The 26,001-nt window shown below is 37.7% G+C and carries 22 protein-coding genes; 16 read left to right on the top strand and 6 right to left on the bottom strand.

Going from position 1 to position 26,001, the window contains the following annotated elements:
- Positions 1 to 18: 18 nt before the first annotated feature.
- The 8 genes from V6R96_RS01730 (at position 19) to V6R96_RS01765 (ending at position 11,032) form a co-directional block, all read left to right on the top strand.
- The gene (locus V6R96_RS01730) at positions 19 to 2,280 is read left to right on the top strand and encodes a T9SS type B sorting domain-containing protein (RefSeq protein WP_111958866.1); all 2,262 of its coding nucleotides are present in this window, start codon (positions 19 to 21) and stop codon (positions 2,278 to 2,280) included.
- Between the two features lie 125 nt (positions 2,281 to 2,405).
- Positions 2,406 to 3,032, top strand: coding sequence for an NAD(P)H-dependent oxidoreductase (locus tag V6R96_RS01735; protein WP_336377814.1), 627 nt, complete (start codon positions 2,406 to 2,408; stop codon positions 3,030 to 3,032).
- 30 nt (positions 3,033 to 3,062) lie between these two features.
- Positions 3,063 to 4,634: an L-aspartate oxidase gene (nadB, locus tag V6R96_RS01740; protein WP_223558116.1), complete on the top strand. Its 1,572-nt coding sequence runs from the start codon at positions 3,063 to 3,065 to the stop codon at positions 4,632 to 4,634.
- A 10-nt stretch (positions 4,635 to 4,644) separates the two neighbouring features.
- The gene (nadC, locus tag V6R96_RS01745) at positions 4,645 to 5,505 is read left to right on the top strand and encodes a carboxylating nicotinate-nucleotide diphosphorylase (RefSeq protein WP_336377815.1); all 861 of its coding nucleotides are present in this window, start codon (positions 4,645 to 4,647) and stop codon (positions 5,503 to 5,505) included.
- A gap of 209 nt (positions 5,506 to 5,714) precedes the next feature.
- Entirely contained in the window at positions 5,715 to 8,393 is a 2,679-nt protein-coding gene (locus tag V6R96_RS01750; protein WP_336377816.1) for a TonB-dependent receptor domain-containing protein, read from the top strand.
- Positions 8,394 to 8,477: 84 nt separating this feature from the next.
- Positions 8,478 to 8,909: a hypothetical protein gene (locus tag V6R96_RS01755; RefSeq protein ID WP_111958856.1), complete on the top strand. Its 432-nt coding sequence runs from the start codon at positions 8,478 to 8,480 to the stop codon at positions 8,907 to 8,909.
- A 75-nt stretch (positions 8,910 to 8,984) separates the two neighbouring features.
- The gene (locus V6R96_RS01760; RefSeq protein ID WP_111958854.1) at positions 8,985 to 9,977 is read left to right on the top strand and encodes an aspartate-semialdehyde dehydrogenase; all 993 of its coding nucleotides are present in this window, start codon (positions 8,985 to 8,987) and stop codon (positions 9,975 to 9,977) included.
- A 53-nt stretch (positions 9,978 to 10,030) separates the two neighbouring features.
- Complete coding sequence (locus V6R96_RS01765) at positions 10,031 to 11,032, top strand: cation diffusion facilitator family transporter (RefSeq protein ID WP_336377817.1); 1,002 nt, start codon at positions 10,031 to 10,033, stop codon at positions 11,030 to 11,032.
- Between the two features lie 24 nt (positions 11,033 to 11,056).
- Here the strand turns inward: V6R96_RS01765 and V6R96_RS01770 are convergent, their stop codons facing one another.
- Together V6R96_RS01770 and xrtF are read right to left on the bottom strand one after the other, a co-directional pair.
- Positions 11,057 to 11,497 carry an exosortase F system-associated membrane protein gene (locus V6R96_RS01770; RefSeq protein ID WP_336377818.1) on the bottom strand — a complete coding sequence of 147 codons (441 nt, stop codon included), beginning with the start codon at positions 11,495 to 11,497 and terminating at the stop codon, positions 11,057 to 11,059.
- The gene (xrtF, locus tag V6R96_RS01775) at positions 11,484 to 12,014 is read right to left on the bottom strand and encodes an exosortase family protein XrtF (protein ID WP_336377819.1); all 531 of its coding nucleotides are present in this window, start codon (positions 12,012 to 12,014) and stop codon (positions 11,484 to 11,486) included. The genes V6R96_RS01770 and xrtF overlap by 14 nt, the downstream gene beginning before the upstream one ends.
- A gap of 221 nt (positions 12,015 to 12,235) precedes the next feature.
- Between xrtF and V6R96_RS01780 the strand changes: the two genes are divergently transcribed.
- The 5 genes from V6R96_RS01780 to V6R96_RS01800 all read left to right on the top strand — a co-directional run bounded on the left by V6R96_RS01780 (position 12,236) and on the right by V6R96_RS01800 (position 15,840).
- Positions 12,236 to 13,255 carry a phosphotransferase gene (locus V6R96_RS01780; RefSeq protein ID WP_336377820.1) on the top strand — a complete coding sequence of 340 codons (1,020 nt, stop codon included), beginning with the start codon at positions 12,236 to 12,238 and terminating at the stop codon, positions 13,253 to 13,255.
- Positions 13,256 to 13,346: 91 nt separating this feature from the next.
- Positions 13,347 to 13,763 (top strand): RNase adapter RapZ, encoded by a 417-nt coding sequence (locus V6R96_RS01785; RefSeq protein ID WP_336377821.1) that lies wholly within the window; start codon positions 13,347 to 13,349, stop codon positions 13,761 to 13,763.
- 75 nt (positions 13,764 to 13,838) lie between these two features.
- The gene (locus V6R96_RS01790) at positions 13,839 to 14,552 is read left to right on the top strand and encodes a nucleotidyltransferase family protein (protein ID WP_111958842.1); all 714 of its coding nucleotides are present in this window, start codon (positions 13,839 to 13,841) and stop codon (positions 14,550 to 14,552) included.
- Positions 14,553 to 14,558: 6 nt separating this feature from the next.
- Positions 14,559 to 15,311: a TIGR00730 family Rossman fold protein gene (locus V6R96_RS01795; protein ID WP_111958840.1), complete on the top strand. Its 753-nt coding sequence runs from the start codon at positions 14,559 to 14,561 to the stop codon at positions 15,309 to 15,311.
- A gap of 58 nt (positions 15,312 to 15,369) precedes the next feature.
- On the top strand, positions 15,370 to 15,840 hold the full coding sequence (locus V6R96_RS01800) for a DUF6702 family protein (protein ID WP_223558109.1): 471 nt from the start codon (positions 15,370 to 15,372) through the stop codon (positions 15,838 to 15,840).
- Positions 15,841 to 16,168: 328 nt separating this feature from the next.
- Here the strand turns inward: V6R96_RS01800 and V6R96_RS01805 are convergent, their stop codons facing one another.
- Together V6R96_RS01805 and V6R96_RS01810 are read right to left on the bottom strand one after the other, a co-directional pair.
- Entirely contained in the window at positions 16,169 to 17,566 is a 1,398-nt protein-coding gene (locus V6R96_RS01805; protein ID WP_336377822.1) for a DUF5689 domain-containing protein, read from the bottom strand.
- A 17-nt stretch (positions 17,567 to 17,583) separates the two neighbouring features.
- Positions 17,584 to 20,460 (bottom strand): carboxypeptidase-like regulatory domain-containing protein, encoded by a 2,877-nt coding sequence (locus tag V6R96_RS01810; protein WP_223558107.1) that lies wholly within the window; start codon positions 20,458 to 20,460, stop codon positions 17,584 to 17,586.
- 244 nt (positions 20,461 to 20,704) lie between these two features.
- On the opposite strand from V6R96_RS01810, the gene V6R96_RS01815 reads away from it, so the two are divergent.
- Positions 20,705 to 21,892, top strand: coding sequence for an endonuclease (locus tag V6R96_RS01815; protein ID WP_111958834.1), 1,188 nt, complete (start codon positions 20,705 to 20,707; stop codon positions 21,890 to 21,892).
- A gap of 53 nt (positions 21,893 to 21,945) precedes the next feature.
- Positions 21,946 to 22,365 carry a DUF6146 family protein gene (locus tag V6R96_RS01820; protein ID WP_111959037.1) on the top strand — a complete coding sequence of 140 codons (420 nt, stop codon included), beginning with the start codon at positions 21,946 to 21,948 and terminating at the stop codon, positions 22,363 to 22,365.
- An 89-nt stretch (positions 22,366 to 22,454) separates the two neighbouring features.
- On the opposite strand, the gene V6R96_RS01825 is transcribed toward V6R96_RS01820, so the two are convergent.
- Positions 22,455 to 23,051 carry a superoxide dismutase gene (locus V6R96_RS01825; protein ID WP_111958832.1) on the bottom strand — a complete coding sequence of 199 codons (597 nt, stop codon included), beginning with the start codon at positions 23,049 to 23,051 and terminating at the stop codon, positions 22,455 to 22,457.
- 359 nt (positions 23,052 to 23,410) lie between these two features.
- Positions 23,411 to 25,267: a transcription termination factor Rho gene (gene rho / locus V6R96_RS01830; protein ID WP_336377823.1), complete on the bottom strand. Its 1,857-nt coding sequence runs from the start codon at positions 25,265 to 25,267 to the stop codon at positions 23,411 to 23,413.
- A 145-nt stretch (positions 25,268 to 25,412) separates the two neighbouring features.
- On the opposite strand from rho, the gene V6R96_RS01835 reads away from it, so the two are divergent.
- Complete coding sequence (locus V6R96_RS01835) at positions 25,413 to 25,802, top strand: DUF4293 domain-containing protein (protein WP_111958828.1); 390 nt, start codon at positions 25,413 to 25,415, stop codon at positions 25,800 to 25,802.
- Positions 25,803 to 26,001 lie beyond the last annotated feature (199 nt).

The raw sequence follows: 26,001 nt of genomic DNA on the forward strand, positions 1-26,001 counted from the left end.
AAAAACTAATCGCTTCATATGAAAAGAAAACTACTCCTTTATTATTTAACTATTTTTCTATGCTTTTCAGGTCAGCTGTTTTCACAAACATATCAGCTTGCAGGAAACCCTGTCAACACAACGGGCTGGGACCTTGTTTCAAATGCAGCTGTTGATACAGATTTCATCAGGCTTACAACCGATAACGGAAACCTGTATGGCGCTATAAAACTGGCTACCCCTATCACATTAAGTTATTGTGACAAATGGAAGGTAGAATTTGACTTTAGAATTGACGGAAACGGAACAACACAATTCGGAAGAGGAGACGGATTTACTTTCTGGTATCTTGCCAATCCGCCGACAGGATTCGTATCCGGTGGTGGACTTGGAATTCCCGGAAATGCTTCCGGACTGATGGTAGGATTTGATATTTTCAATAATACCACGGAAGGACAGATGAGTAAAGTACACGTTCTTTATGGCACCAACAATACAGCCGGAAACAATATTGAATATAACACAACACCCGGCAGTACATTTCATTCTCCGGACCTCAACCCTACTCAGCCATTCGTAGGACCAAACTATAAACACGTAGAAGTAAACGGTGAAACAGACCTTACCAACCCTACGAACTGGATCATTAAAATAAAAATTGACGGTGTTCTTATTGCGGACCAGTCATTCGCTCCTTCGGGCGCTGCCATTGGAATGTCACAGGGATACTTTGGATTTTCGGCAGCTACAGGAGGTGCCAGCGCAAGACATTCCATCAAAAATGTAAAAGTGTTTGTAGACAAAGTTCCCATTCTGAATGCTACAGTAACTCCATTTGTATGTACCAATCCTGCAACCGGTACCGGAACTGTGGACCTAACGTCTTTCAATGCTCAATTTGTTAATAATCCGGCAAATTACATATTTACCTATTATGTTTTAGGAAGTTCAACACCTATTGCCAATCCTTCAAATTTCCCGTATTCTGGCAACACTACAATTAAAGTAGTCATTAAAGATCCAAGTTCTACACTCTGCGATAATGGAGACGGAGTCATACAGCTGAACCCCACTCCGTTTGCAGCCACTGATGCTTCGCTTACAGGATGTAACAACAATAATGCGGGTACTGCAACATTTGACCTTACCACAGCTGCTTTAACAACAGTTCCTGGTTGTACAATGGAATTTTACAATACAATGTCAGACCTGAATGCAGGGATCAACCAGATTCCCAATCCTACAGCTTACGCATCAGGAGCGGCCATATTATTTGCAAAAGTGACCACTCCCCAGGGATGTGTGAGTGTAGCAAAAGTTACCCTGAATCTCAATCCGGTTGTGGTCGTTACCGATGCATCATTAAGAACATGCTTCCTTGAAACCAATCCTTCACTGGGAACATTCAATTTAAGCAATGCACCGGTAACAGTATTGACGGGAGCAATAAAAAAATATTATCCATCCCTTACAGATGCTGAAAACGGAACGAATGAAATTTTAAATTTCTTAGCATATACTGCTCCATCCGGGGTCATTTATATAAAAGTATTCAATGCGCAGGGATGTTATTCTATTGCAAAAGTTACCCTCACCGTCTTATCTCCGGTTTCATCCAGCGTATTAAAGGACAAAATCATCTGTATTGAGGACAAAACTACACTGGATGCAGGCCCTGGATTCAATGGTTACCAATGGAGCACAGGAGCAACGACACAGGCCATCACCAATGTAGGTGTAGGAACTTACTGGGTAAAATTAAAAACCGGAGACTGTATTACACTGCAGACCGTAAAGGTATATGCTTCAGAGCAGCCCGTGGTTACCAATATTGATATTTCAGGAAGCACCGTAACTGTCTTTGTTAACGGAGGAACACCGCCTTACCAATATTCAATGGATAATATACAATGGCAGGATTCCAATATATTTTCAAATGTTCCCAGAGGTGAAACTAAGATTTATGTAAAGGACAACTATGATTGTGAGCCTATTCAGATCGACATCACGGTTCCTAATATTATCAACGTGATCACTCCAAATGGAGACGGCGTAAACGACGCTATTGATTATTCAGCACTTTCCAATAAAAAGAATCTGGAAATCGGAATTTTCGACCGATATGGGTATAAGCTTTTCCAGGCTGATAAGTCCAACAGATATGTCTGGGACGGCACCACTAATGGAAGCAAAAAAGTTCCGACAGGAAATTACTGGTATTCTATCACATGGAATGAAAATAACAGCAAGAATACCCCAATCAAATTCTCAGGCTGGATTATGGTAAAAAACAGAGAGTAAATTAAAATTGATTATTTTTTAAATACCGGGATCACTCCAAATTTGGAGTGATCTTTTTATTTTTATAAAAGGATATATTTCATTATAAACGCACTTTATTCGCATTCTATTCTTAAATTTGCCCTATGAATTATTTGGAAGCTTTAAGCAGAAGATATTCTGTGAAGAAATTTAATCATGAGATTATTCCCCAGGACATCCTGCACAATATTCTAGAGTCAGGAAAGTTGTCTGCCAGTTCACTTGGGCTTCAGCCATACAAAATACTGGTAGTTGAAAGCGAGGAAATGAAGCAGAAATTAATTCCGGCTTTCTATAATCCCTCACAGATTTCTACCTGCTCGCACCTTGTTGTTATCATTTCGAAGAAAACTATTGAGGAAAGCTATATTCACGGTTATTTTAATCATATTTCTGAGGTAAGGGAAACTCCTGTTGAGAAACTCGACCTTTTCAGAAAAAGTATTAACCAACATATTACCCAAAAAACACAGGATGAAATTTTCAACTGGGCAGAAAAGCAGTCTTATATCGTACTTGCCAATCTAATGTATACCGCCGCTATTGAAAATATAGATTCCTGCCCTATGGAAGGCTTCCGGCAGGAGATGATAGAGGAGATTCTCAACATCAATTCTGAAACAGAAAAAGTAACTGTCACTCTGGCTTTAGGCTACCGTTCTCAGGAAGATCATTTTCAACACATGAAAAAAGTAAGAAAACCAAACGAAAAATTGTTTAAATTTATTTAATATTTAAACGATCGTACCTAAAGCAAGCATATGATAAAAGCGGATGTATTAGTAATTGGTTCCGGCATCTCGGGACTTTCCTATGCCATTAAAGTTTCTGAACAACTCCCTGATGCCAAGATCATCATCGTAACAAAATCCGACGAAGACGAAAGCAATACCAAATACGCACAGGGCGGACTGGCCGTAGTCACCGACTTTAAAAACGATAATTTCGAAAAGCATATCGAAGACACCATGCGTGCCGGAGATGGGGAAAACAAACGAGACGTTGTAGAAATGGTCGTAAGGGAAGCTCCCACAAGATTCAACGAAATTGTAGAATGGGGCGCTAATTTCGATATGAAAAATGGAGAGTTTGCCTTGGGAAGAGAAGGCGGCCACACGGAAAACCGAATCGTACACCATAAAGATATTACCGGATTCGAGATCGAAAGAGCTCTTCTAGCAACAGCCAACAGCAGCCCGAATATTGAGATCCTCGACCATCATTATGTTATTGATATCATCACCCAGCATCATGTTCCAGGAAAGGCAGTAAGCGAAGGTGATATCAACTGTTACGGCGCCTATATTCTTGATGAAAAATCAAAAAAGATCAAAAAGATCACTTCCAAAATAACATTGGTTGCTACAGGAGGTGCGGGACATGTTTATAAAAACACAACAAATCCTACCATTGCTACCGGTGACGGAATTGCTTTTGTAGCCCGCGCAAAGGGCAAAGTTTCCAATATGCAGTACTATCAGTTCCATCCAACGGCACTGTACAGCAAGATCAACGGAATGCTTTTCCTGATTTCTGAAGCAGTCCGGGGAGATGGTGCCAAATTAAGAACCAAAAACGGTGAAAAGTTCATGCATAAATATGATGTGCGCGAAGAATTAGCCTCAAGAGATATTGTAGCCAGAGCCATTGATAATGAAATGAAGATCTCCGGTGATGAATTTGCCGGTCTTGACTGCCGCGATATGGATCATGAAAAATTCCTGGAACATTTCCCGAATATTTATAAAAAATGTAAAGAAGAAGGAATTGATCCTTTTATCCAATTGATTCCTATAGTACCGGCATGCCATTATCTGATGGGCGGTATTGAAGTCGACAGGGACGGTCAGTCTTCCATCCGTAATCTTTTTGCAGTAGGAGAATGTACCAATTCCGGATTGCATGGTGCGAACAGACTTGCATCAAACTCATTATTGGAAGGCTTGGTTTTCGGACATAATGCCGCTATAAAAACAGTTGCTCTCCTCAATGAAAACAACTTCAATTTCGATGATCTTAAAGCCGTTCCGGAATGGAATGAGGAAGGAATGAAGATTATGGATGAAATGGTGATCATAAGCTACCTCAGAAAACAGCTTCAGGAAATGATGAGCGATCTGGTAGGTATCGTAAGAAGCAACAGACGTCTTAATATGGCCTTACAGAAGCATCAGGAGATTGCAGCAGCCGTGGACGAGATTTACCACTATTCTATTCTTTCACCGCAACTATCTGAATTAAGAAACCTGACAACCGTTGCCCACCTCATCATTACCCAATCTATGGAAATGACTGAAAATAAAGGGGCATTTTATAATAAAGACTTAGCTTAAAACATACATAATGAAAAGACCAGCTTACGCTACAGATAAAGTATTAAAAACATTCATCAAAAACGCCCTGGAAGAAGACATTCAGGATGGTGACCACTCTACCCTTTCCACAATTCCAAAGGACCTGAAGCAGAGTGCCAAACTTCTGGTAAAGCAGGACTGTATTTTGGCAGGTGTTGAGTTGGCGGAAATTATTTTTAAAACTTTTGATAAGGATCTGAAAGTTGAAATTTTCATTAAAGACGGAAAAGCAGCGAAAGTTGGTGATGTAGCTTTAATAGTAACCGGCAGCGCAAGATCTATTCTTTCCACCGAAAGACTTATTCTGAACTGCATGCAGAGAATGAGCGGCATTGCTACCCTTACCCACGATTGGGATTCACGATTGGTAGGAACAAAAACAAAACTTTTAGATACCCGAAAAACAACTCCTAACTTCAGAGTATGTGAAAAATGGGCCGTTGCTATAGGTGGCGGAACCAATCACAGATATGGACTCTATGACATGATCATGCTGAAAGATAACCACATCGATTATAATGGGAGTATTACGAATGCCGTAAAAATGGCAAAAGATTATGTTAAAAGTGCTAAGAAAAAATTAAAGATCGAAGTTGAGACAAGAAACCTTGAAGAGGTAAAAGAAGCCATCAAAGCAAAAGTAGACAGAATTATGCTCGACAATATGAGCGTATCTATGATGAAGCAGGCAGTAGAAATGATTAACGGCTCTTGTGAGTCTGAAGCCTCAGGTGGAATTACCCGTGATATGTTAAAAGAAATTGCATCTACCGGGGTCACTTATATCTCTGCCGGTGCCCTTACCCATTCGGCTGAAAATATTGATTTGAGTCTCAAAGCCGTGAAATAGCGTTATATTTTTAATAAAAACAGCCCCTATTTGTTAAAAACTCAATAATATGATTTTTTTCATGTAAAAATTCAATTTTTATTTATAAATCTGAAAATCAACAAGTTAAATCTTATTAAGATTGAGTAAAAATTAACATACAGTTAATATTAGTTAAATTTTATTTCGCGAATTTTGCAGAAAATTAAATCTAACTATTACTAACGATTATGAAATTAATCAACAAATCGATGCTATCTGTAGTAATTACATTATCTACAGCAAGTGTTTATTATGCTCAAGAAGTTCAGGATACGGTGAAAACCAAATCCAATGACATTGAACAAGTTGTAATCACTGGTGTTGCTGATATTGCTAAAGATAGAAAAACACCGGTAGCAGTTTCAACCATTAAGGAAGCACAAATTGTACAACGATTAGGAAATCAGGAATTCCCGGAAATCTTAAATTCTACTCCTTCTATCTATGCTACAAAAGGTGGTGGTGGTTTCGGTGATGGCCGTGTTAACATTCGTGGTTTTGATACTAATAACACCGCAGTAATGATTAACGGTGTTCCTGTAAACGATATGGAAGGAGGAACAGTATACTGGTCAAACTGGCTTGGTTTATCAGATGTTACTTCTGCTATGCAGGTTCAAAGAGGTTTAGGATCATCTAAATTAGCTATTGCATCTATTGGAGGAACCATTAACGTTATTACAAGAGCTGCTGATAAAAAGAAAGAGGGTAATGTAACTTTAGGTCTTGGTAATGACGGATACCTGAAAACATTATTTTCATACAATACTGGTAAATCTGCAAACGGGTGGTCTACTTCATTCTTAATGGCAAGAACTGCTGGTGCAACATATATAGATGGTTCTGATTTTGAAGCATACAACTATTATTTTGCTCTTGGATGGCAGCCAAATAAAAAGCATGATTTCCAATTCACGTTTACTGGGGCTCCTCAATGGCACAACCAAAACTTTAACGGAAGTATTGCTACATATTTAGATATGGGTGATGGTAAATTGGATAAGGTTTTTGGGGATGAGCCAAACAGAAAATATAATTCTAACTGGGGATATTTGAATGGAAGACAATATTCTCAATCTGTAAATTATTATAGTAAGCCTGTTGCATCCATCAACTGGGATTGGACAATGAGCGAAAAATCTAAATTATCAACTGTTGTTTATGCTTCTTGGGGACGTGGAGGAGGGACCGGAGTTATCGGATCCATTAATGGAACAAGTATAAACAGCCTTCCGAAAACTCAAGATGGTTTAATCCGTTTTGATGACATTGTTGCGTGGAACCAAGGACAATCAGTATTATGGAACCCATCAAATCCTGCTGCTCCGATCAATAAAGTTAATGCAACGCCAGGAATTGCACAAAGAAGCAATGGTCTAGTAAGAAGAGCTTCAGTAAACTCTCACGATTGGTACGGATTCCTTACCAATTTCCAACATAAAATCAATGATAATTTTAATTTTTCAGTTGGTTTAGATGGAAGATACTACTATGGTTATCACCCGGGAGTTTTAACTGATCTTTGGGGAAATAACAAATTTATTGAAAAAGACAACAAGAATAATCCTAATATGGATGTAAACCTTGTTTACAATGCAACACCTTCTGCTAACCCGTTTATTAAAGCCATAAAAGATAAAGACCAGATTGTATACAGAAACTATAACGGAGAAGTTCTTTGGGGTGGGGTTTTTGGACAATTAGAGTATTCTAAGGATAATCTTTCCGCATTTGTACAGGGTTCTGCTTCTGAACAAGGATTCTCAAGAATTGACAATTGGATTATAGATGGTGTTACCGAACAATTAGGAGAAAAGGTAAACACAAAAACAGAGATGAAATATCTGTTTGGTTATAATGTAAAGGCAGGTGTTAATTACAATATCAATGATAATCATAACGTATTTGTGAACGCTGGTTATTATTCTAAACAACCAAACTTCTTTGCAGTTTATCCTTACTCGGTTTCAGATGGTAGACAGACAGGCAACCAGCAAGTCGTGAATAAGGATCTTCAGAATGAAAAAATTGCTTCTGCAGAATTTGGTTACGGTTTTAGATCTTCTAAGCTTAGAGCTAATCTGAACTTATATTATACTTCATGGGATGATAGATTCGTTCGTCTTACAAACCTTACTATTTATGGTTTGGAAAGAGCAACTGTTAGCTTAAATGGTGTAAAGCAGGTGCATATGGGTGCTGAGCTAGAGTTATTCTACAAGCCTTTGAACTTTTTAGAATTTAACGGAATGTTATCTATAGGAAACTGGAAATATAAAAACAATCCTACAGGTCTTTTAGTTGATGAAAACGGAGCTCCTATTGTTGGCTCAAACGGAAAAAACGAGGTTACATTAGCTTTAGATGGCCTTAAAGTATCTGATGCTGCGCAAACCACAGCAGCTATTGGAGCTACTGTGAAACCAGTTAAAAACCTTGATATTTACGGAACTTGGAGATATTATGACAACCTTTATGGAACATTTAGTATCAACAGTGGCTTTATCATTGGAGAAAATGGACAAATTCCTGCAGCCAGAGCAGAAAAAGGTTCTTTAAAAGCACCTTCTTATAACCTCACTGATGTTGGAGCATCTTATACATTTGATCTGAAAAATGGACAGAGATTGATTTTATCTGCAAATGTTTACAACTTATTTGACACTACATACATTTCAGATTTAAGATCATCTAACAAAAAAACAATATCTGATTATAAAGATATTGCGGGTGGGCAGACTGCTCAACAGCAATTAGATGCTTACAACGCAAATCCAAATAACTTCTACAAAGGTTTGGATGTTAGCAACAACGTTTATTTCGGATTCGGAAGAACTTGGTCAGCTTCACTTTCTTACAGATTCTAATAAGATCACAATATTAGATTTTATAAATATCAATCCCGGCTTTTCGCCGGGATTTTTGCTATATTTGTGTACAAAAAATTGAATATGGATTTTTACAAGATTTTGCTTAATGCACACAAAGGATTCGGGTATCTTGAACTTCTTTTGGTCTCATTATTTATTATTGCCCTTTTAGCCACAATGTTTGGCTTCAGTGGTAAAGTGAACAAATTTTTAAAGAAGACGACTCTCTTTACGATGATTTTCTTCCATGTTCAGTTTTTAATAGGGATCGTCATGCTGGTGATCAACTTCACAAAAGGATTGGATATGGGATCAGTAATGAAAAATGCCGATTTAAGATTCCAGTATGTGGAGCACCCATTTTCTATGCTGATTGCAGCAGTATTGATGACCATCATCAACAAAAAAGTGAAGTCCAATGACACAATTTCTTTAGGTATTGTGATCATGGGTCTTATCGCTGCAGGTCTATTTGCATTTGCATTCCCTTGGACGAGAGTCTTTGGGGCTTAAAACATAAAATAATAAGTTATCAATGATGAGTTATAACTTTGTAATAGTTTAACCTTAAATTTTTTAATTAAATCAATGAAAGTAGCTGTAGTCGGTTCAACAGGAATGGTTGGACAAGTTATGCTTAAAGTTTTGGAGGAGAGAAACTTCCCTGTAACAGAATTAATTCCGGTGGCATCCGAAAGATCTGTAGGTAAGAAGGTGAAGTATAAACAGGAAGAATTTACCATCGTAAGCATGAAGGACGCTATAGCTGCCAAACCGGATATTGCTATTTTTTCTGCCGGAGGAGACACTTCTCTTGAATTCGCCCCTCTTTTTGCGGAAGCTGGCACCACAGTGATTGACAATTCTTCAGCATGGAGAATGGACCCTACCAAAAAACTGGTTGTTCCGGAAATCAATGCTAATGTTTTAACCAAAGAAGATAAGATCATTGCCAATCCTAACTGCTCTACCATTCAGTTAGTAATGGTTCTGGGGCCACTGAATAAAAAATATGACCTGAAAAGAGTGGTTGTTTCTACCTACCAGTCTGTAACAGGAACAGGAAAAGCTGCCGTGGATCAGCTCAATGCTGAAATAAGCGGAGATGACAGCGTTGCCAAAGTATATCCTTATCAGATTTTCAAAAATGCTCTTCCTCACTGTGACGTATTCAGTGATGATGACTACACGAAAGAGGAGATCAAATTGATGAAAGAACCTAAGAAAATTTTAGGTGATGATACATTTAATCTTACAGCAACTGCAGTGAGAGTTCCTGTTCAGGGAGGACACTCAGAAAGTGTAAATATTGAATTTGAAAACGAGTTTGACCTTGACGAAGTAAGAAAGATATTATCCGAGACACCAGGCGTAGTGGTAATGGACAACGTGAAAAACAACGAATATCCAATGCCGCTGTACTCCGAAGGGAAAGACGAAGTTTTCGTCGGCAGGATAAGACGGGATCTTTCACAGCCCAAAACGCTGAATCTCTGGATCGTGGCAGACAATCTGCGAAAAGGAGCCGCAACGAACGCTGTACAGATTGCAGAATACTTAGCAGCCAACAACTTAGTTTAAACTAACAAAATAAAAAAGAGTCTCAGAATTGAGATTCTTTTTTTTATCAAACTATGGAAAATAAAAAAACCATTACTCGCAAAGACAAAATAGGATTCCAAAAGTTGATTGCCGCTTTCGGACTTATTCTTTTTATCGGAAAGATTATTGCCTGGAAGCTCACCAATTCCGATGCCGTGTTTTCTGATGCCATGGAAAGCATCGTAAACGTTATCAGTGCATTTATGGGGCTCTACTCCCTTCATCTTGCCGCAAAACCTAGAGACGAGGACCACCCATACGGCCACGGAAAAGTAGAATTTGTAACATCCGGTATCGAAGGGGCTTTAATCGCCATTGCCGGTATTATGATCATCTATGAAGGTGTCAATAGCCTTATTGTAGGGAAAACCCTGAGCAAAATAGATATGGGAATATGGATCATTGCTGCAACCGCTATTGTTAATTATCTCCTGGGATATATTTCCATTAAAAAAGGGCAGGCAGAAAACTCGCTGGTTCTTGTATCATCAGGGAAACATCTTCAATCCGATACCATCACAACATTGGGTGTCGTAATAAGCTTAATGATTGTTTACTTCACTAAAATCTACTGGCTGGATTCAGTTGTAGCCCTTATTTTTGGACTTTACATCATCTACGTAGGCTATAAAATCGTAAGAAAATCTTTAAGCGGTATTATGGATGAACAGGATCCTGATCTTTTGAACCAGATTATCAGAGTACTCGAAGAGAACAGAAGAATAGAATGGATCGATGTCCACAATATGAAAATTCAGCAATTCGGAGCCAATCTCCATATTGATGCCCATATTACTTTACCCTGGTACTACAGCCTTCGGGAAGCGCACAATGAAATGGAAAAAATGATTATTCTTTTAGCTAAAAACACAAAAAGAAGCGTAGAATTTAATTTCCATATGGATGACTGCAAAACAGTATCGTGCCCTGTATGCCAGATAAAAGACTGCCCTGTCCGCGAAAAAGATTTTGTAAAGAGAGTAAAATGGACCCCCGAAAATGTCACCAGTGTGGATAAACATACTACAGATTAACCTGTAGTAATAAATTTGTCAGATTTATTTATCTGCTCTTTCCATTAATTGTTTTCTATAGTAAAACATCGGAACAATCAAAAGCAAAGCCAGCGGCTGGATGACAAACCTTCTCATATAAAAAGAGAAAAGATATCCTATCTCGAACTTATCATGTATACAGTAAAGATAGATCGGAAAAGTAATCACAAAAATAATGGTAATCAGCAATGCTCCCTGTGCCGTCCACTGGCGGTTTTTAAAAAGACATTGAATGATCAGGCACGAAAAGGCAAGATTAAGCATAAACCTGAAAAGATGTCCTGCAATTAATTTCCCCCATTCAAACCGGGGAAATGCAATATTTTTAATCGCTTCATGAAAATATTCGAGAAAAGGGTCATAGAAAATTTTGTCTTCAAGCATCCGTACGCTTATAAGACCGCAGATTCCCGCTATCACCAAAAGCCAGTTAAGAATTTTCATTTTTCAAAGCAAAGAATTTAATCCAAACCAGCCACAGAACCACAACAGTCCCATAAATAACTGCTGGAAAAATAAAATCATGGAATATTTTTCCATATTCCGGATGATCTACCATAACGATATTTAGTCCCATGATTCGCAGAAGGTTCATAATGTAAAGCAAAACAAGCCCAGCCAAGGCGAAAATATATGTTTTAGCACCTTTATAAAATGCAAAAACGAAGGCTATAAACAAGATCATGACGGAAACAGCATTACATCCCTCCACCATTCTTGTCACATAGTTTTTCTTTACATAAAACCAAACCTGCTCATTTTTCACATCATCATAAAGCAATGTAGGAAACCCTATAGTCTTTTGAACGGAGGCAACCTGATCAGCAATCATCCGGGAAAAAGGATCCAGCCCACTTTCTTTACCGCTGTTCAGATAAAACTGATACCCTAGAAGCAGCACCAGGTAGATGACGATGAACCTCAGCAAAATGTTTAAAACCGGTTTAAAATCCTTTAACATGATACAAAGATAGAAATTAGACTGAAACTTAGGTTAATAAATATTTGATATCAGACGTTAGATTTTACAAAATAACTTAACTAACATCAAGTCTCAATCACCATCCAGAACTCCAAATCCTCTGATAATCCTACTCCAGCTCTAATATCTCAAACCCTCAAACAGCCAAAACAATCAAAACAATCAAACTCCCATTAAATTAGTATATTTGTTTCCATATTATGACTTCCGAAAACGCAAAACGATTTTTTGAAAATTATCTGGGTGAACCATCTTCTGAGTTCGTTACACTGGCTCAAAGTGGTTCTGCGAGAATAAATTTCCTTGCTAAATCCAACACCAGAAAATACATTGTCACCAGCAATGAAAATACCGCGGAAAACAAAAGCTTCCTTTATTATTCTGAAATCTTCTCAGAGCTTGGCCTCAACACACCCAATATTTTTGCTGTTTCAGACGACAAAAAGATGTATATACAGGAATTTCTAGGAGAACAAACTCTTTCAGATGTTATTACAACAGAAGGACTTTCCGATAACGTAAGAACATTGGTAAAGCAAACATTAGAAAAGCTTTTCCAGCTCCAAATCCGGACTCAGGGAAAAATTGATTTTTCAAAAACGTTTGAATACGAAAGGTATGACGAGCTTCCCGTGATTCATGATCTGTATTATTTTAAAAACTTTGTAGCTGATGTTCTGGAGCTCGAATACCGTAAATCTGTTTTACTGAAAGAATTTAAACAGATTGCCCAGCTTATTGAAAAGCTTGAACCCAAAGGAATGATGATCCGCGATTTTCAGGCAAGGAATATTATGGTGAATGAAGATCGTAAAGTTTCGTTCATCGATTATCAATCTGCGATGGAAGGGCCATTGATGTATGATGTGATTTCTTTCCTCTTCCAGGCCAAGGCCAACTTTCCGGAAGATTTTAAAAATGAAATGCTTGACTATTATATCATGCAGTTTGAAAATGAAGAAATCAAAACTAAACTAAAAAATTCGGTAAAACCAATTCAGATGATGAGATTTCTGCAGGTACTTGGAGCCTATGGCTTCAGAGGGCTAATCCAAAGGAAGCAGCATTTTATAGTCAGCCTTGAAAAAGGAATTCACAATATCACGCAGTTTGCCGCATCCTGGGAACAGATGCAGGATTATCCGGAACTGAAAAAAGTAATAGAACAACTGTCTTCGGAAGAATCAAAATTGAAAATTAATCACATTTTAAATAGCTAGCTTTCGACTCCGATCAAGCCGACAGCTTACAGATAACCGGTTATCAATAAAACTAAATAAGCCTTAATGGTTTAAATAAAAATAAAGAATAATGTTACACATCGACATACACAGTTTTTCTTACAAAAAAGGAGGAATTCCTAAAGACCATTCAGGAAACGGCGGAGGTTTTACCTTCGACTGCAGAGGAATTTTAAATCCAGGAAGAATTGAGGAATACAAAATCCAAACAGGAAATGATATCGGGGTTCAGGAATACCTTGAAACAAAAACCGAAATGCCTAAGTTTCTCGAGCTGGTAAAATCCATTATTTCAATTAATATTGACAATTATCTGGAAAGAGGTTTTGAAGACCTGCAGATCAATTTCGGATGTACAGGCGGACAACACAGATCCGTGTATTCTGCGATCAAGATTGCTGAATTCATCAAGGAAAAATATCCTGAAGGAATAGAAATAAGCCTCCACCATGACGAACAGCATCACCTGAATATGAGTAATGGATAATGAGCAATAAGTAATATTTTACTTTTCATCAATTCCTGAAATTACTCATTACGTATCACTCATTACCTAGACTATATGAAAGCTTTAATTTTCGCTGCCGGAAAAGGCACAAGGCTAAAACCATTTACGGATCACCATCCAAAAGCACTGGCTCCGGTAAACGGCATACCGCTTTTGGAAAGAAATATCAATTATCTTAAAGGCTTTGGAATAAAAGATTTTGTGATCAATATCCATCATTTTGGAAATCAGATTGTTGAATTTTTAAATAAAAACAGTAATTTCGGCTGCAGCATTGAAATCTCAGATGAAAGGGACGAACTGCTGGAAACCGGTGGCGGCTTGATTTTTGCTAGAAGATTCCTCGATCACGGGGAAGATTTTCTAATCATGAACGCTGATATTTTAACGGATATCAATATTGATGCGCTCGTTGAATATCATAAAAAGATAAAAGATTTCGCTACTTTAGCGGTTTCCGATAGAGACAGTTCCAGAAAGCTGCTTTTCAATGATGATATGGTTTTGAGAGGCTGGCTTAATGTACAGTCGGGAGAGCAGAGGCTTGCGGAATTCAACAAAGGCTTTAAGGCTCTTGCCTTCAGCGGTGTTCACTGCATCAACCCTGCTATCTTTGAAAAAATAAAGAGAACCGGCAAGTTTTCTGTTATGGAGGAGTATCTTGACCTGATGCAGACTGAGCATATCCACGGATTTGTACATGACAGCATTCTGATAGATGTGGGAAGACCGGAATCTGTAATAGAAGCCGAAAAATATTTTAAATAATTTGCAATGGAAATGGATGGAACCAGGGATGAAAGTTTAGTAAATCCTGCACTTGATATTAACGAAACAAAACTTCACAACAGTCTCAGACAGAAAACCTGGGACGAAACCATCACCAAAGACAGTTGGATGGTTTTCAAAGTAATGGCTGAATTTGTGGACGGATATGAAAAGCTGGCCAAGATAGGACCATGCGTTTCTATATTTGGTTCTGCAAGACTGAAGCCTGAAAGCAGGTATTATGAAATGGCTGTTGAAATTGCTGAAAAGATTACCAAACTGGGCTTCGGAATCATTACCGGAGGCGGCCCAGGCATCATGGAAGCTGGAAATAAAGGCGCTTTTAATGCACAGGGAAGATCCATCGGGCTCAATATTGATCTGCCGTTTGAACAGCATTTCAACCCGTATATTAATAAATCCTATTCTATGAACTTCGATTACTTTTTTGTAAGAAAGGTAATGTTTGTAAAATATTCCCAGGGATTCGTAGTAATGCCGGGTGGGTTCGGTACTCTGGACGAGCTTACGGAAGCAATGACCCTGATTCAGACCAATAAAATAGGCAAGTTTCCGATTGTTCTGGTAGGAAGTGAATTCTGGGGCGGATTATTGGATTGGTTCAAAGCAACACTGTTAAAAGAAGGAATGATTGCCGAAGATGATTTAGACTTATACCGTGTGGTAGACACTGCTGACGAGGCTGTTGCACACATCAAGGCATTCTATGATAAATATTCTGTGAACGTAAATTTTTAATTGGCATATTATTTGTGACCTATAATTAGCAAGAATGATTGTAAATCTATTAATTAAGATGAAAAAACTTTTATATATATCAGGAATTTTAACATTTTTTGTGTTAATGAGTTTTATGTATGTAGACTTTTTCTCTTCAATGACCAAAGTTGATTATATAGATGGAAGCAAAACATTGAAGTTTACCACAAAAATGAATACTAACCATATTTCTGATGCTATTAAAATCAATCCTAATACAGCAGGATTTGAAGCAGAAGTAAAAAAATATGTAAATAATAATTTTGATGTGTTCGTCAATGGCTCTCCAAAAACTATAACTTTCACCGGAAGTCAGGTAAGCGGAGAAACTGTATGGGTATATTTTGAGACCGGTGGTGTTTCCGATATCAATACCTTAAAAATTAAAAACACTATTCTTTTAAGTGCTTTTCCTAAGCAGATCAACATTGTTAGTGTTGCTTACAAAGGAAGCCAGAAAGTAATGAACTTCCAGCGAGGCAAGGAAGTGAATGAAGTTGCTTTCTAAACAGAATAATTTTAAAATATGAACCACTGCATCTGCGGTGGTTTTTTGTTTTTACTGTTTTATATAATTCAATCTAAAACCTTCTTCATATGTGGCTTTCCAATCATATTCCGGATTACCCCTTAGCATATTTAAAGGGAATCCGATTAGGCAATCTGTGATATATACTTAAGCATAATAAATTCATTTTCAATATCATTAAATCAAAGCTACAGATATGTCATGCTTTTTTATTAATTCTTCATTTGCATTTGCTCTTATCATTTATCACAACATAAAAAAGGCCGTCTAATGAAAGACGGCCTGTATTTAAAATATCAGATTTAAATTATTGAACCTGAATATTATCTAACTGAATAGTCGTTGTAACACCAGTTGATGCTCCGGTATATTCAAACAGGATAAATCCATTACCCGTTAATCCGGCAGGTAAAGTATAAGTTCCCGCAGGCGTTAATGTACCATAACCGCTAACAGGGGTTTGTGGAATTGTAAATGCAGATGTAATATCTGTTTTTGTTGCTGCTGTAATATCTCCAAGCGGAGTATAATTGGTTGTGTAGTATACTTTTAAAGCATTACCGTTCCAGAATCCAACATTTACATCAAATTTCAACGTATTGGCAGCTGTAAAATCAACAGGTACCGCAAAATAGGTCAAATAATTTCCAGACCCTGAATTAGCTCCCAGCTGAATATACTTATTGTTGCTGAAAGTTTTTAACTGCCAGTATCTGTTTCCTAATACCGCATCATTTACATATTTAGGATACACTTCAAGGTTAGCAGGAGTCAGCGAGTAACTTTCAAAGTTTTCAAGGAAAGAACCTGAATAAGTGATCTCAGTACCTCCTTTAGGCGGCGTTGAATCTACTCTTGTTCCAGTGAAATTAATATCGGACAAGCTTCTGATCAGCATCTGCCATGTTGTATTGTATCTGCTTACCACAAAAGTAACAGTTCCGCTCCCTTTCGGCAAAAGCTCTCCTCCACTCTTGAAGAATCCTGAGTTTCTGATTACTGCAGTACCACCTAATTTATCTTCAATATTTCTGTCTGTATCCAAGCCTTGGCCTCCTGCATCATAATCAAGATATTTTTTCTGTACCGGGAAAATTTCACTTATATTGAACTGCACATCAGACACCGTTACTAAAGTATTGATCAGATTAGCCTGCTTTGCATCATTTAATGAATTAAGCTTTGTTGGAATAATAGTCTGGATATCCAATCCGTTTCCACCACAAACTCCGGAAACATATCTTCCTACAAGAGCCTGAGGAATTCTACCAATGGCAAAATTCGGATCTTCAGAACCAAGTTTAATTGATCCTCTGTCAAGTCCTAAACGTAATCCTTTAGCATTAATTCTGATATGTGCCCCTACCGGAAAGTCTGCAAAGTTACTTGCTTTATCTACTTCGATCTGAAGACCCACAGTAGGGTTTACCGTTTTATCTTGGAAGGAGATCGTTTTATAAAAATTTCCCTGAGCATCAGAAGAAACGATATAACCGTCGAAAATCTGATCTGTTGTAATCAATTTGTATCCAGTTGCAGGAGCCTGAGCTGCAAAATCAGCCATTGAAATGGTAGGCGCCTCAAATTTATTTGAACAAGCGATTGGAGGAGTTTCCCAATCGTCATTCTTTACACAAGAAGACACTGCAGACAGTACACCTACTGCCAGAAATGCCGTTTTGAAAAAGTTAGTGAAATTATTCATTATTATTTTTTTATTTATTAGAATCTGAATTGTAAGTTAACGAAGTACGAACGCCCCTGAGTATACCAGTATTTCGGTCCGAAAGAGGGTTTAGGGCTATAATAATCATAAGCGAAATCCATAGCTTTTGTTTCTCTTGTCTGTTCGAAACCTCCTGTGATGAATCTTCTGTTGTTCAGGATATTATTTACAGAAGCGGTCAATAATATATAATACTTTCCGATCATGAATGATTTCCCTGCATTAGCATTCAGGAAAAATGCAGAAGGAAGTTCTACCGGTTTCAGCATATCGCGTACATCACCATCGGTAAGACCTAAATAAGGAGTACTTGAATATGGGTTCTGAATAAAGTTATTCGTTCTTAAAGCCGGAGCCGGATCCAGATAATTATTATCGAAATAGTTCCAGTTGGCTCCTACCCACCAGTATTTTGGATTGTTATATCGGAAACCTAATGAGAAAGCTCTCTGAGGAGTACCTCCCTGCTTATAATCTTTCAGATATGCTTTACCAAAAGAAGTCACACTGCTTCCTGATGCATCAGAAACCAAATAAACTTCCGGATTATTTCTGTACGTATACTGTCCTAAACTTGCAAGTCCCTGTAAAGATAAAGTAGGAATAACTTTTAGATCAACACCTAATTCCACTCCCATATTTCTTTTCTCAAGATTAGACATCACCTGAGTAACGAATGCACTCTGTACCTGAGAAACAGATCCGTCTGGATTGGTGCTGCTCATCTGGATCCCGTCTGCGAAGAAGCGCTGTACGTTGGTTTCATTCTGTGTATCTACAATATATCCTGATGCTCTTAATTTAAGGAAAGGTGTATTGATAACATAGCTTAAATCATTAGCCGTGTAAACCGTACTCCTAATATTAGGATTAACAAGGGCATTGATTCTAGGATTGATAAACAAATCCTCCAGGAATGGTGCCTGATTGTACATCGCTCCGTTATACACTAAGAAATTACGTCCGTTGATACGATAAACGATCTGTCCTTTCAGACCGAAGTTCCAGAAATTGTAATCTTTACTTTTCCCGTAAGAGTTTTCATATAAATAATGCTTGAAAAGACCTTCTCTGTTTGAAGTGGAATATCCTGCCATAGCAGAAACAAATACATCGAAATTACCGGTAGAGAATTTCAGTCCCGGATTTACTTTTGCTTCCTGTCTTCTCAAAATATAATTATAAGTCATACGGTCTCCCACTCTCAACTGAACGTTAGGATCCAACGTATTATAGAATCCTGTAGAACCAGGTTTAGCAGACTCTTTAAACGGATCAACACCAATAGCATAATCACCCCCTAAAAGGTCTTTCATTTCACGGTAAAGTTCAGATTTGTAGTTCTGATAAGAAACGTTCATGATAAACTTTATACGGTCGTTAAAGTTATATGTGTAATGGGTACCTGCGTTGAAGATCTTATCATCACTTACATCATCTACAAGATATATCTTGGAACGTTTCCCTGATAATCCGTACAAACGAGCCATTTCAGCCTGGTCTGCAGCATCGTTCTTTTGATTATTGGCATAGATCTGCCCCCAGTTGATCTGAGTAACATTGGGATCTCCATTCTGCCAGTTAGACATGCTTGTATTATAGGCATCCCAAAGCGTGTTATACTGCATGGGATCAGTTTCAGTGTTATTAACGGAGTTATAAATAATACTGTTGATATAGTAACTTGGTAAGTTTCTATAATAAGTAGGTGACGGATTGGTTACCCCATTCCAGTCCAAACGCGAACCTTTATCTTTTCCAAACTGGTAAGATGCAGTTGTCCAAAGGCTGGAATTTTTATTAATCTTCCAGAAATCCTGAACCTGAAAAAGCGGCTGGAATCCTTTTCGAACTCTTTCACTCCTTTTTTCTCCATCCTGCCATCCCCAGTAAGAGTTGTAATGTACACCTCTGTAGTCATATACTTCCTGAGTACTTGGACTGGCTGTAGATCTTCTATATGGTGCACCTATCGCATTGAATGTTATCGTATGGCTGTCACTGAATTTCTTTTCTATACCCAGGTAAGCTCCATAAGCATCGTAGAAAGTTCCTTCCTGAATTCCTTCCTCAGCCCATCTTCTGGCTCCCATTACAGTAAATGCCCACCCTTTTTTACTCATTCCTGAGGTATAACGTAAAGAGGTTCTGTTTCTGTAGTTTCTGTTAGTCAAGGACTGTGTAAACTGGAATCCTTTTCTATACTCACTGGCTTTTGTATTCTTATAAACAACAGAGCTGTTTCCACCAAAAGCGTATTCAGACGGAGAATGGTTAGATGCGATCTCCGGATATCTCGTGATCTCGTTCAATCCACCCCAATTGCTGAAGTCAACATTACCATTATCAGATTTTACCATTGAGACACCATTCAGCATAGATTCTCCTGTTCTCCCATCAATTCCTCTCGGACGGAACCAGTAAAATCCTAAATCAAAAGCAGCAATTCTGCTGAAAATATCCTGAGAAGATTGTAATAATCCTACTGTAGAAGCTTGCCCGCTGCTGTTGCTGTCATCATCATCATTGTCTATAATCGCTAATCCTTGATCTGCGTTGGTAAGTGCAGAATATAGAGTTATGACCCCTAGATCCTTTCTTTTCTCATCGGTTACGTCAAACTCCATCATTTTGGTTTCGAAGTTTGGTTTCGTAATCATAATTTGATAATGGCCCGGCTGCAGATCTACAAACTGGAAGTATCCAATTTTGTCAGCCGTTACATCATTTTCGCTCCCTTTAAGATCTACTTCTGCCCTTTCAACAGGCTTTCCATCAGCATCCTTAAGATACGCAAATACAGTAGTCTGCGCAAAATAGAATGAAGCAGGAAGTAAAGTAAATAAAGAGACTAATGATAGTTTTTTAATCATGAGTATATTATTTTTTTTAATACTTTTCTTCTTAATTCTCAACAGTTTAAAAGTTGGGGGCACAAATTTAATCAAAATTTAGAATCTCCAACTTTTTTAACAATATTTTTTCTTAACATTGCAACCTTTTAAGATTCATTATATAAAAGAATTGTTTTATCTTGTTTTAAATTTACAAATATTTAAATGGAGTGAATTAAAAAAAGGTAAATTTGTGGTTTAAATAATTTTAATACTCTAGAGGATGAAGAGATTGATGAGCTTTATCGCTGTTATTTTTTCAATAATGGCTTTTGCACAACAGGGAAAACTTAGGAAAGTGGCGACTGTTGGCTTTTTGAATGTTGAAAACCTTTGGGACACCATCCGTTCTGCAGACTATATTGATGGTACAAAAGATATCCGTAATCCGGCTTTCCACCGAAGCATTCCAATGGATTCCATTAAGTTTTTAGAAGCAGAGAAACATGACGGGCCTTGGAGTGACGGTGCTTTAATAGGCAAAAAAGCAGTAAGATATCAAAGCGGATCTGACGAATTTACGCCAAACAGCAGTAAAAATTATAATACTAAAATTTATAAGGCCAAGCTTGCCAACGAAGCCAAGGTAATATCTGAAATGGGTGCACAGTATACGAAAACAGCACCTGCAGTAGTTGGACTTATTGAAGTTGAAAACAGGCAGGTCATTGAAGACCTGGTAAAGCAGCCTGTTCTTGCCAAATATGACTACGGAATTATTCATTATAATTCTTATGATTACAGAGGAATTGATGTTGCATTAATTTATCAGAAAAGAAGATTTACCCCGACCAATTCATTGAAAAAAGAACTAAAAGTTTTCGGTGATGATGGTAAAAGAGAATATACAAGGGACATTTTGGTAGTAACAGGTTTCCTGGACAATGAAAAAGTTGCATTTTTCATGAATCACTGGCCATCAAGAAGAGGTGGCGAAGCCGTTTCATTACCTAAAAGAAATGCTGCTGCCGCTTTACTGAAACAGCAGATGGACAGTATAAGAGCAGCAGACCCTTCCACTAAACTTTTTGCAATGGGTGACTTTAATGATGATCCTGTGAGCGCAAGTTTGAAAAATTATCTAAAAGCTGTTGCAGGTCCCAAAGATCTGAGTGAAACTACACCATATCTTAATTTAATGTATCCTTTATATAAAAAAGGGATCGCTTCACTGGCTTACCAGGATGCTCCGAACCTTTTTGACCAGATCATTGTTTCTAAGAATGTAATATCTGATCAGGTGACAAAAGAATATTCTGTATACAAAGCAGAAATCTTTGCTCCACCTTATTTAGTGAATAAAGAAGGAAATTATAAAGGATATCCTTTCAGATCCTGGGATGGAGACCGATTTACAGGAGGATACAGTGATCACTTCCCGGCATTTGTTATTCTTCAGAAAGAACCATAAAAAATTAACTTAGGCACTCATTTTGAGTGCTTATTTTATATACAATGTTCATTATGAAAAATCTTATTATACTATTTTTCTTCGCCTTTATTCCTTTCAGCTGTTTTTCCCAAAACAGTCCCAAGAAAGAAGAAGAAAAATCAGAAATGAAGCCTTCTAAGAACGAAGACGGAGAATGGGAGCTTACTGTGATTGATACCCAGTTTGATTACTTTTTAAATGCTGTAGCCAAACCGATCAGCCAGTATTCAGAATCTTACCTGAAAACAAAAAATACATTTCTAGTTACTGAATGGAATTCTTACTACAATTCAGGGAAATACCGGAATATTATAGAGTCAGGTATAGATTACGACCCAAGAGAAAACTACGGAATAAAATTCGAGTATAAGCTGTATCAGGTCTTTGCCTATGTCAGCTGGAAATACGGACTAAGAATGAATGGACTTTCCGGAAGCGATGCTGTTAGATAAAATAAACACTAATGTTTATATATTTGATCTACAATAAAAAAGGTTCAGAATTTCTTCTGAACCTTTTTTATTTTTATAATAGCTGAAAATTATTTGTTGAATAATTCCTCCACTTTATCCCAGTTTACAACATCAAAGAATGCTGAAACATAATCAGGTCTTCTGTTTTGGTAGTTTAAATAATAAGCATGCTCCCAAACATCTAATCCAAGAACCGGAGTTCCTTTCACGTCTGCAACAGGCATTAACGGGTTATCCTGGTTTGGAGTAGAAGAAACAGATACGGATCCGTCTGCATTTTTAATCAGCCAAGCCCATCCTGAACCAAATCTGGTTTTAGCCGCATCAGAAAAATCAGTTTTGAATTTTTCTAGACCTCCATAATTTTCAATGGCAGCTTTTACATTTCCTACAGGCTCTTTGCTTCCACCCGGAGTTAAAATTTCCCAGAATAAAGAGTGGTTAAAGTGCCCTCCTCCATTATTTCTTACGGCTGGCTTGTCAGTCCCAGTCTGGCAGATCTCTTCGATCGTTTTTCCTGCCAATTCAGTTCCTTCGATTGCTTTATTTAGATTGTCAATATAAGCCTGATGATGTTTTGTATAATGGATCTCCATAGTCTTTGCATCAATAGTTGGCTCTAATGCATCGTATGCATATCCTAATTTAGGTAATTCAAATGACATAATTTTTATTTTTAATGTTATATCCAAATTTAGCCAATATTTAAGCGATTATCAACAATTGGGGATTACTTTAATAAATCTTTAACATTGATATATTGATTTAGAATGAATTAATTTTTATAAGATGGAAGCAGGAAGTCGGAAGATGGAGGTATCGCAGTATAAAATACATCTCAAAGTCGTACTTTACTAATAAAAACATAAGCTACTCCCTTTCCTTAACAGTCCCCAATTTCAAGCTTTTTAAATACCTAAACTCTAAGACTTTCAAGCGCTAAGATTTTCAAAAACTCTCCTATCCAAATAAAAAGCACGAAGATCGCTGATCCCCGTGCTTTTTTATTAACAATTAAATTAATCTATTTATTCATAGACATCAGGAATTCTTCGTTATTTAAAGTTCCTCTGATGTTTTTATTTACAAATTCCATTGCTTCTACAGGATTCATTTCAGAAAGGTATTTTCTGAAGATCCACATTCTCTGAGAAGTAACTTCATCTAAGAGAAGGTCATCTCTACGCGTACTTGAAGACACAAGGTCAATTGCAGGATAAATTCTTCTGTTGGCAATTTTTCTATCCAACTGAAGTTCCATGTTCCCTGTTCCTTTAAATTCTTCGAAGATTACTTCGTCCATTTTAGAACCTGTATCGATAAGCGCTGTAGCAATAATGGTTAATGAACCGCCTCCTTCAATCTTTCTGGCCGCTCCAAAAAATCTTTTCGGCTTGTGAAGTGCATTAGCATCCACACCACCTGATAAAACTTTACCTGATGCCGGCGTAACGGTGTTATAAGCTCTTGCCAATCTCGTAATTGAATCCAGCAAGATCACTACATCATGTCCACATTCAACCATTCTTTGGGCCTTTGCTAAAACAAGATTCGCTACTTTTACGTGCTTATCTGCTGCTTCATCAAATGTAGAGGCAATTACTTCCGCATTTACACTTCTTTCCATATCGGTAACTTCTTCCGGACGTTCGTCAATCAGAAGAACCATCATATATACTTCAGGATGATTGGCCGCAATAGAGTTGGCAATATCCTTAAGCAACATCGTTTTACCTGTTTTAGGCTGGGCAACGATCATCGCTCTCTGCCCTTTTCCGATAGGTGCGAAAAGATCCACAATTCTTGTTGAAAGTGTAGATCCATTTCCTGTAAGGTTAAATTTCTCTTCAGGAAAAAGCGGAGTCAAATATTCAAAGGCAACACGGTCCTTGATGAACGCAAGATCACGTCCGTTCACTTCCGTAGGTTTCAGCAAGGAAAAGTATTTTTCACCTTCTTTTGGAAGTCTTACAATTCCTTTAACGGTATCTCCGGTTTTCAGACCAAAATTTCTGATCTGTGCTGTAGAAACATATACGTCATCAGGAGAAGAGATATAGCTGAAATCAGATGAACGAAGGAATCCGTAGTTATCCGGAAGGATTTCCAAAACCCCTTCAATACTAACCATCCCGTCAAAACTAAACTCTTTTCTGTGCTCAGAATGATGCTCCTCATTTCTGTCAGCATGTTGTCTTTGCTGATTTTGATTTGGATTCTGATTCTGGTGCTGATTAGGATTTTGGTTCTGACCCTGGTTTTGGTGTTGATTAGGGTTCTTATTTTGGTTTCCGCTGTTTTGCGGATTGTTGTGTCCTTTTTGTTGGGATCTGGCCTGAGGTTGGGGAGTAGCAGGCTTTTCTTCTGATGGAGCAGATCCTTGAGGTTCTGCATTTTTAGGAGCTTCTGCTCTTTCTTGTGGAGTTTCTGTATTGCCTGTGTTGGCAGTTACTCTCTTTCTTTTTTTCCTAGCCTGTGCTGAATTATTTTCTTCAGGAGCGGAAACTGTTTCAGCTTTAGGCTCTTCCTGCTTTATTTCTTCAGCAGCCGGCATCTTTTCTTCTACTTTCTCTTCAGCTTTAGGGCTTTCTTCAGTAGGTGCTTTTGCTTCTGCTTTGGGTTTGGCAGGTTGTCTTTTAGGCGCTGCTTTTTTTACAGGAGCCTTTGCAGGTTTATCTGCCGGTTTTTCTTCAGTATCCATACTGGTTTCTGTGGCGTTGAAATAATCTTTTGCAACTTTAGGGTTAGAAGCCTGAAAGTCAAGAACGGCAAAGATCTTATCATTATCATTGCTGTTTCTAGCAACTTTAACGCCTAAATCTTTTAAGATTTTAGTCAGTTCCGTTACGGATTTTGACCTTAACGTTTCTATGTTAAACATACTTAATGTAAAAATGTAATTAATTGTGAGTAAGAAAAGTAAGTCCGGTGACTTTTGTTTTCAAGTACATATGTATAATGCAAATCTACACTTATTTTTGAATTGTGCAAAATTTATGTTATTTTTGCCAGGTATTTAATAATCTATGTTACAGAGAATACAGACTATATGGACCCTTTTGGCAGTTTTGGCTGCTGTTTTCCTTTTCATTACGGGACAGGATGTTGACGTTTTCGGCAATATTCCGGTGATTAATATTGGCTGTATTGTACTTGTTTTGGCAGGAGCATTGAGTATTTTCAGTTTTAAAAACAGAAAAAGACAAATTTTGCTGAATACATTCAGCATCATTATAAACGTTTTGTTGATTGGTGTATTGGCGTACTGGTTACTAAACTTATCCGGAGGAATTCAGATTCCTGAGAAGGGTATTGAGCCGGTTTTCCCATTGATCGCGGTAATATGTCTGTTTATTGCAAACGCATATATCCGCAGAGATGAGAGGCTCGTGAAATCTGTAGACCGACTTCGATAGCCTTACAACGATTTTTTGAGTGAGAACAGTTCCGAAAGGAGCTGTTTTTTTATACATAAGTTTTTTTGACGCAAAGTTTCATATTCAAACCGTATTATTTTTAAGTGAGGCAAAGTTGCCGGCTACGCCGTTGATTAAGCGGATGGTAATACGAGCGCTTATTCAATCAATCGAAGATTGATTTTCACTTTGCATCCTT

The sequence above is a fragment of the Chryseobacterium sp. CCNWLW53 genome (genome assembly GCF_037083525.1).
Classification (GTDB): domain Bacteria; phylum Bacteroidota; class Bacteroidia; order Flavobacteriales; family Weeksellaceae; genus Chryseobacterium; species Chryseobacterium lathyri.

Coding starts and splice junctions, on each gene's coding strand:
- V6R96_RS01835 (WP_111958828.1), top strand. CDS start 25,413: ATGTTACAGAGAATACAGACTATATGGACCCTTTTGGCAGTTTTGGCT.
- V6R96_RS01790 (WP_111958842.1), top strand. CDS start 13,839: ATGAAAGCTTTAATTTTCGCTGCCGGAAAAGGCACAAGGCTAAAACCA.
- V6R96_RS01730 (WP_111958866.1), top strand. CDS start 19: ATGAAAAGAAAACTACTCCTTTATTATTTAACTATTTTTCTATGCTTT.
- V6R96_RS01735 (WP_336377814.1), top strand. CDS start 2,406: ATGAATTATTTGGAAGCTTTAAGCAGAAGATATTCTGTGAAGAAATTT.
- V6R96_RS01780 (WP_336377820.1), top strand. CDS start 12,236: ATGACTTCCGAAAACGCAAAACGATTTTTTGAAAATTATCTGGGTGAA.
- nadC (WP_336377815.1), top strand. CDS start 4,645: ATGAAAAGACCAGCTTACGCTACAGATAAAGTATTAAAAACATTCATC.
- V6R96_RS01770 (WP_336377818.1), bottom strand. CDS start 11,497: ATGAAAATTCTTAACTGGCTTTTGGTGATAGCGGGAATCTGCGGTCTT.
- V6R96_RS01805 (WP_336377822.1), bottom strand. CDS start 17,566: ATGAATAATTTCACTAACTTTTTCAAAACGGCATTTCTGGCAGTAGGT.
- V6R96_RS01785 (WP_336377821.1), top strand. CDS start 13,347: ATGTTACACATCGACATACACAGTTTTTCTTACAAAAAAGGAGGAATT.
- V6R96_RS01800 (WP_223558109.1), top strand. CDS start 15,370: ATGAAAAAACTTTTATATATATCAGGAATTTTAACATTTTTTGTGTTA.
- V6R96_RS01810 (WP_223558107.1), bottom strand. CDS start 20,460: ATGATTAAAAAACTATCATTAGTCTCTTTATTTACTTTACTTCCTGCT.
- nadB (WP_223558116.1), top strand. CDS start 3,063: ATGATAAAAGCGGATGTATTAGTAATTGGTTCCGGCATCTCGGGACTT.
- V6R96_RS01815 (WP_111958834.1), top strand. CDS start 20,705: ATGAAGAGATTGATGAGCTTTATCGCTGTTATTTTTTCAATAATGGCT.
- V6R96_RS01765 (WP_336377817.1), top strand. CDS start 10,031: ATGGAAAATAAAAAAACCATTACTCGCAAAGACAAAATAGGATTCCAA.
- V6R96_RS01820 (WP_111959037.1), top strand. CDS start 21,946: ATGAAAAATCTTATTATACTATTTTTCTTCGCCTTTATTCCTTTCAGC.
- V6R96_RS01760 (WP_111958854.1), top strand. CDS start 8,985: ATGAAAGTAGCTGTAGTCGGTTCAACAGGAATGGTTGGACAAGTTATG.
- V6R96_RS01825 (WP_111958832.1), bottom strand. CDS start 23,051: ATGTCATTTGAATTACCTAAATTAGGATATGCATACGATGCATTAGAG.
- rho (WP_336377823.1), bottom strand. CDS start 25,267: ATGTTTAACATAGAAACGTTAAGGTCAAAATCCGTAACGGAACTGACT.
- V6R96_RS01750 (WP_336377816.1), top strand. CDS start 5,715: ATGAAATTAATCAACAAATCGATGCTATCTGTAGTAATTACATTATCT.
- V6R96_RS01755 (WP_111958856.1), top strand. CDS start 8,478: ATGGATTTTTACAAGATTTTGCTTAATGCACACAAAGGATTCGGGTAT.
- xrtF (WP_336377819.1), bottom strand. CDS start 12,014: ATGTTAAAGGATTTTAAACCGGTTTTAAACATTTTGCTGAGGTTCATC.
- V6R96_RS01795 (WP_111958840.1), top strand. CDS start 14,559: ATGGAAATGGATGGAACCAGGGATGAAAGTTTAGTAAATCCTGCACTT.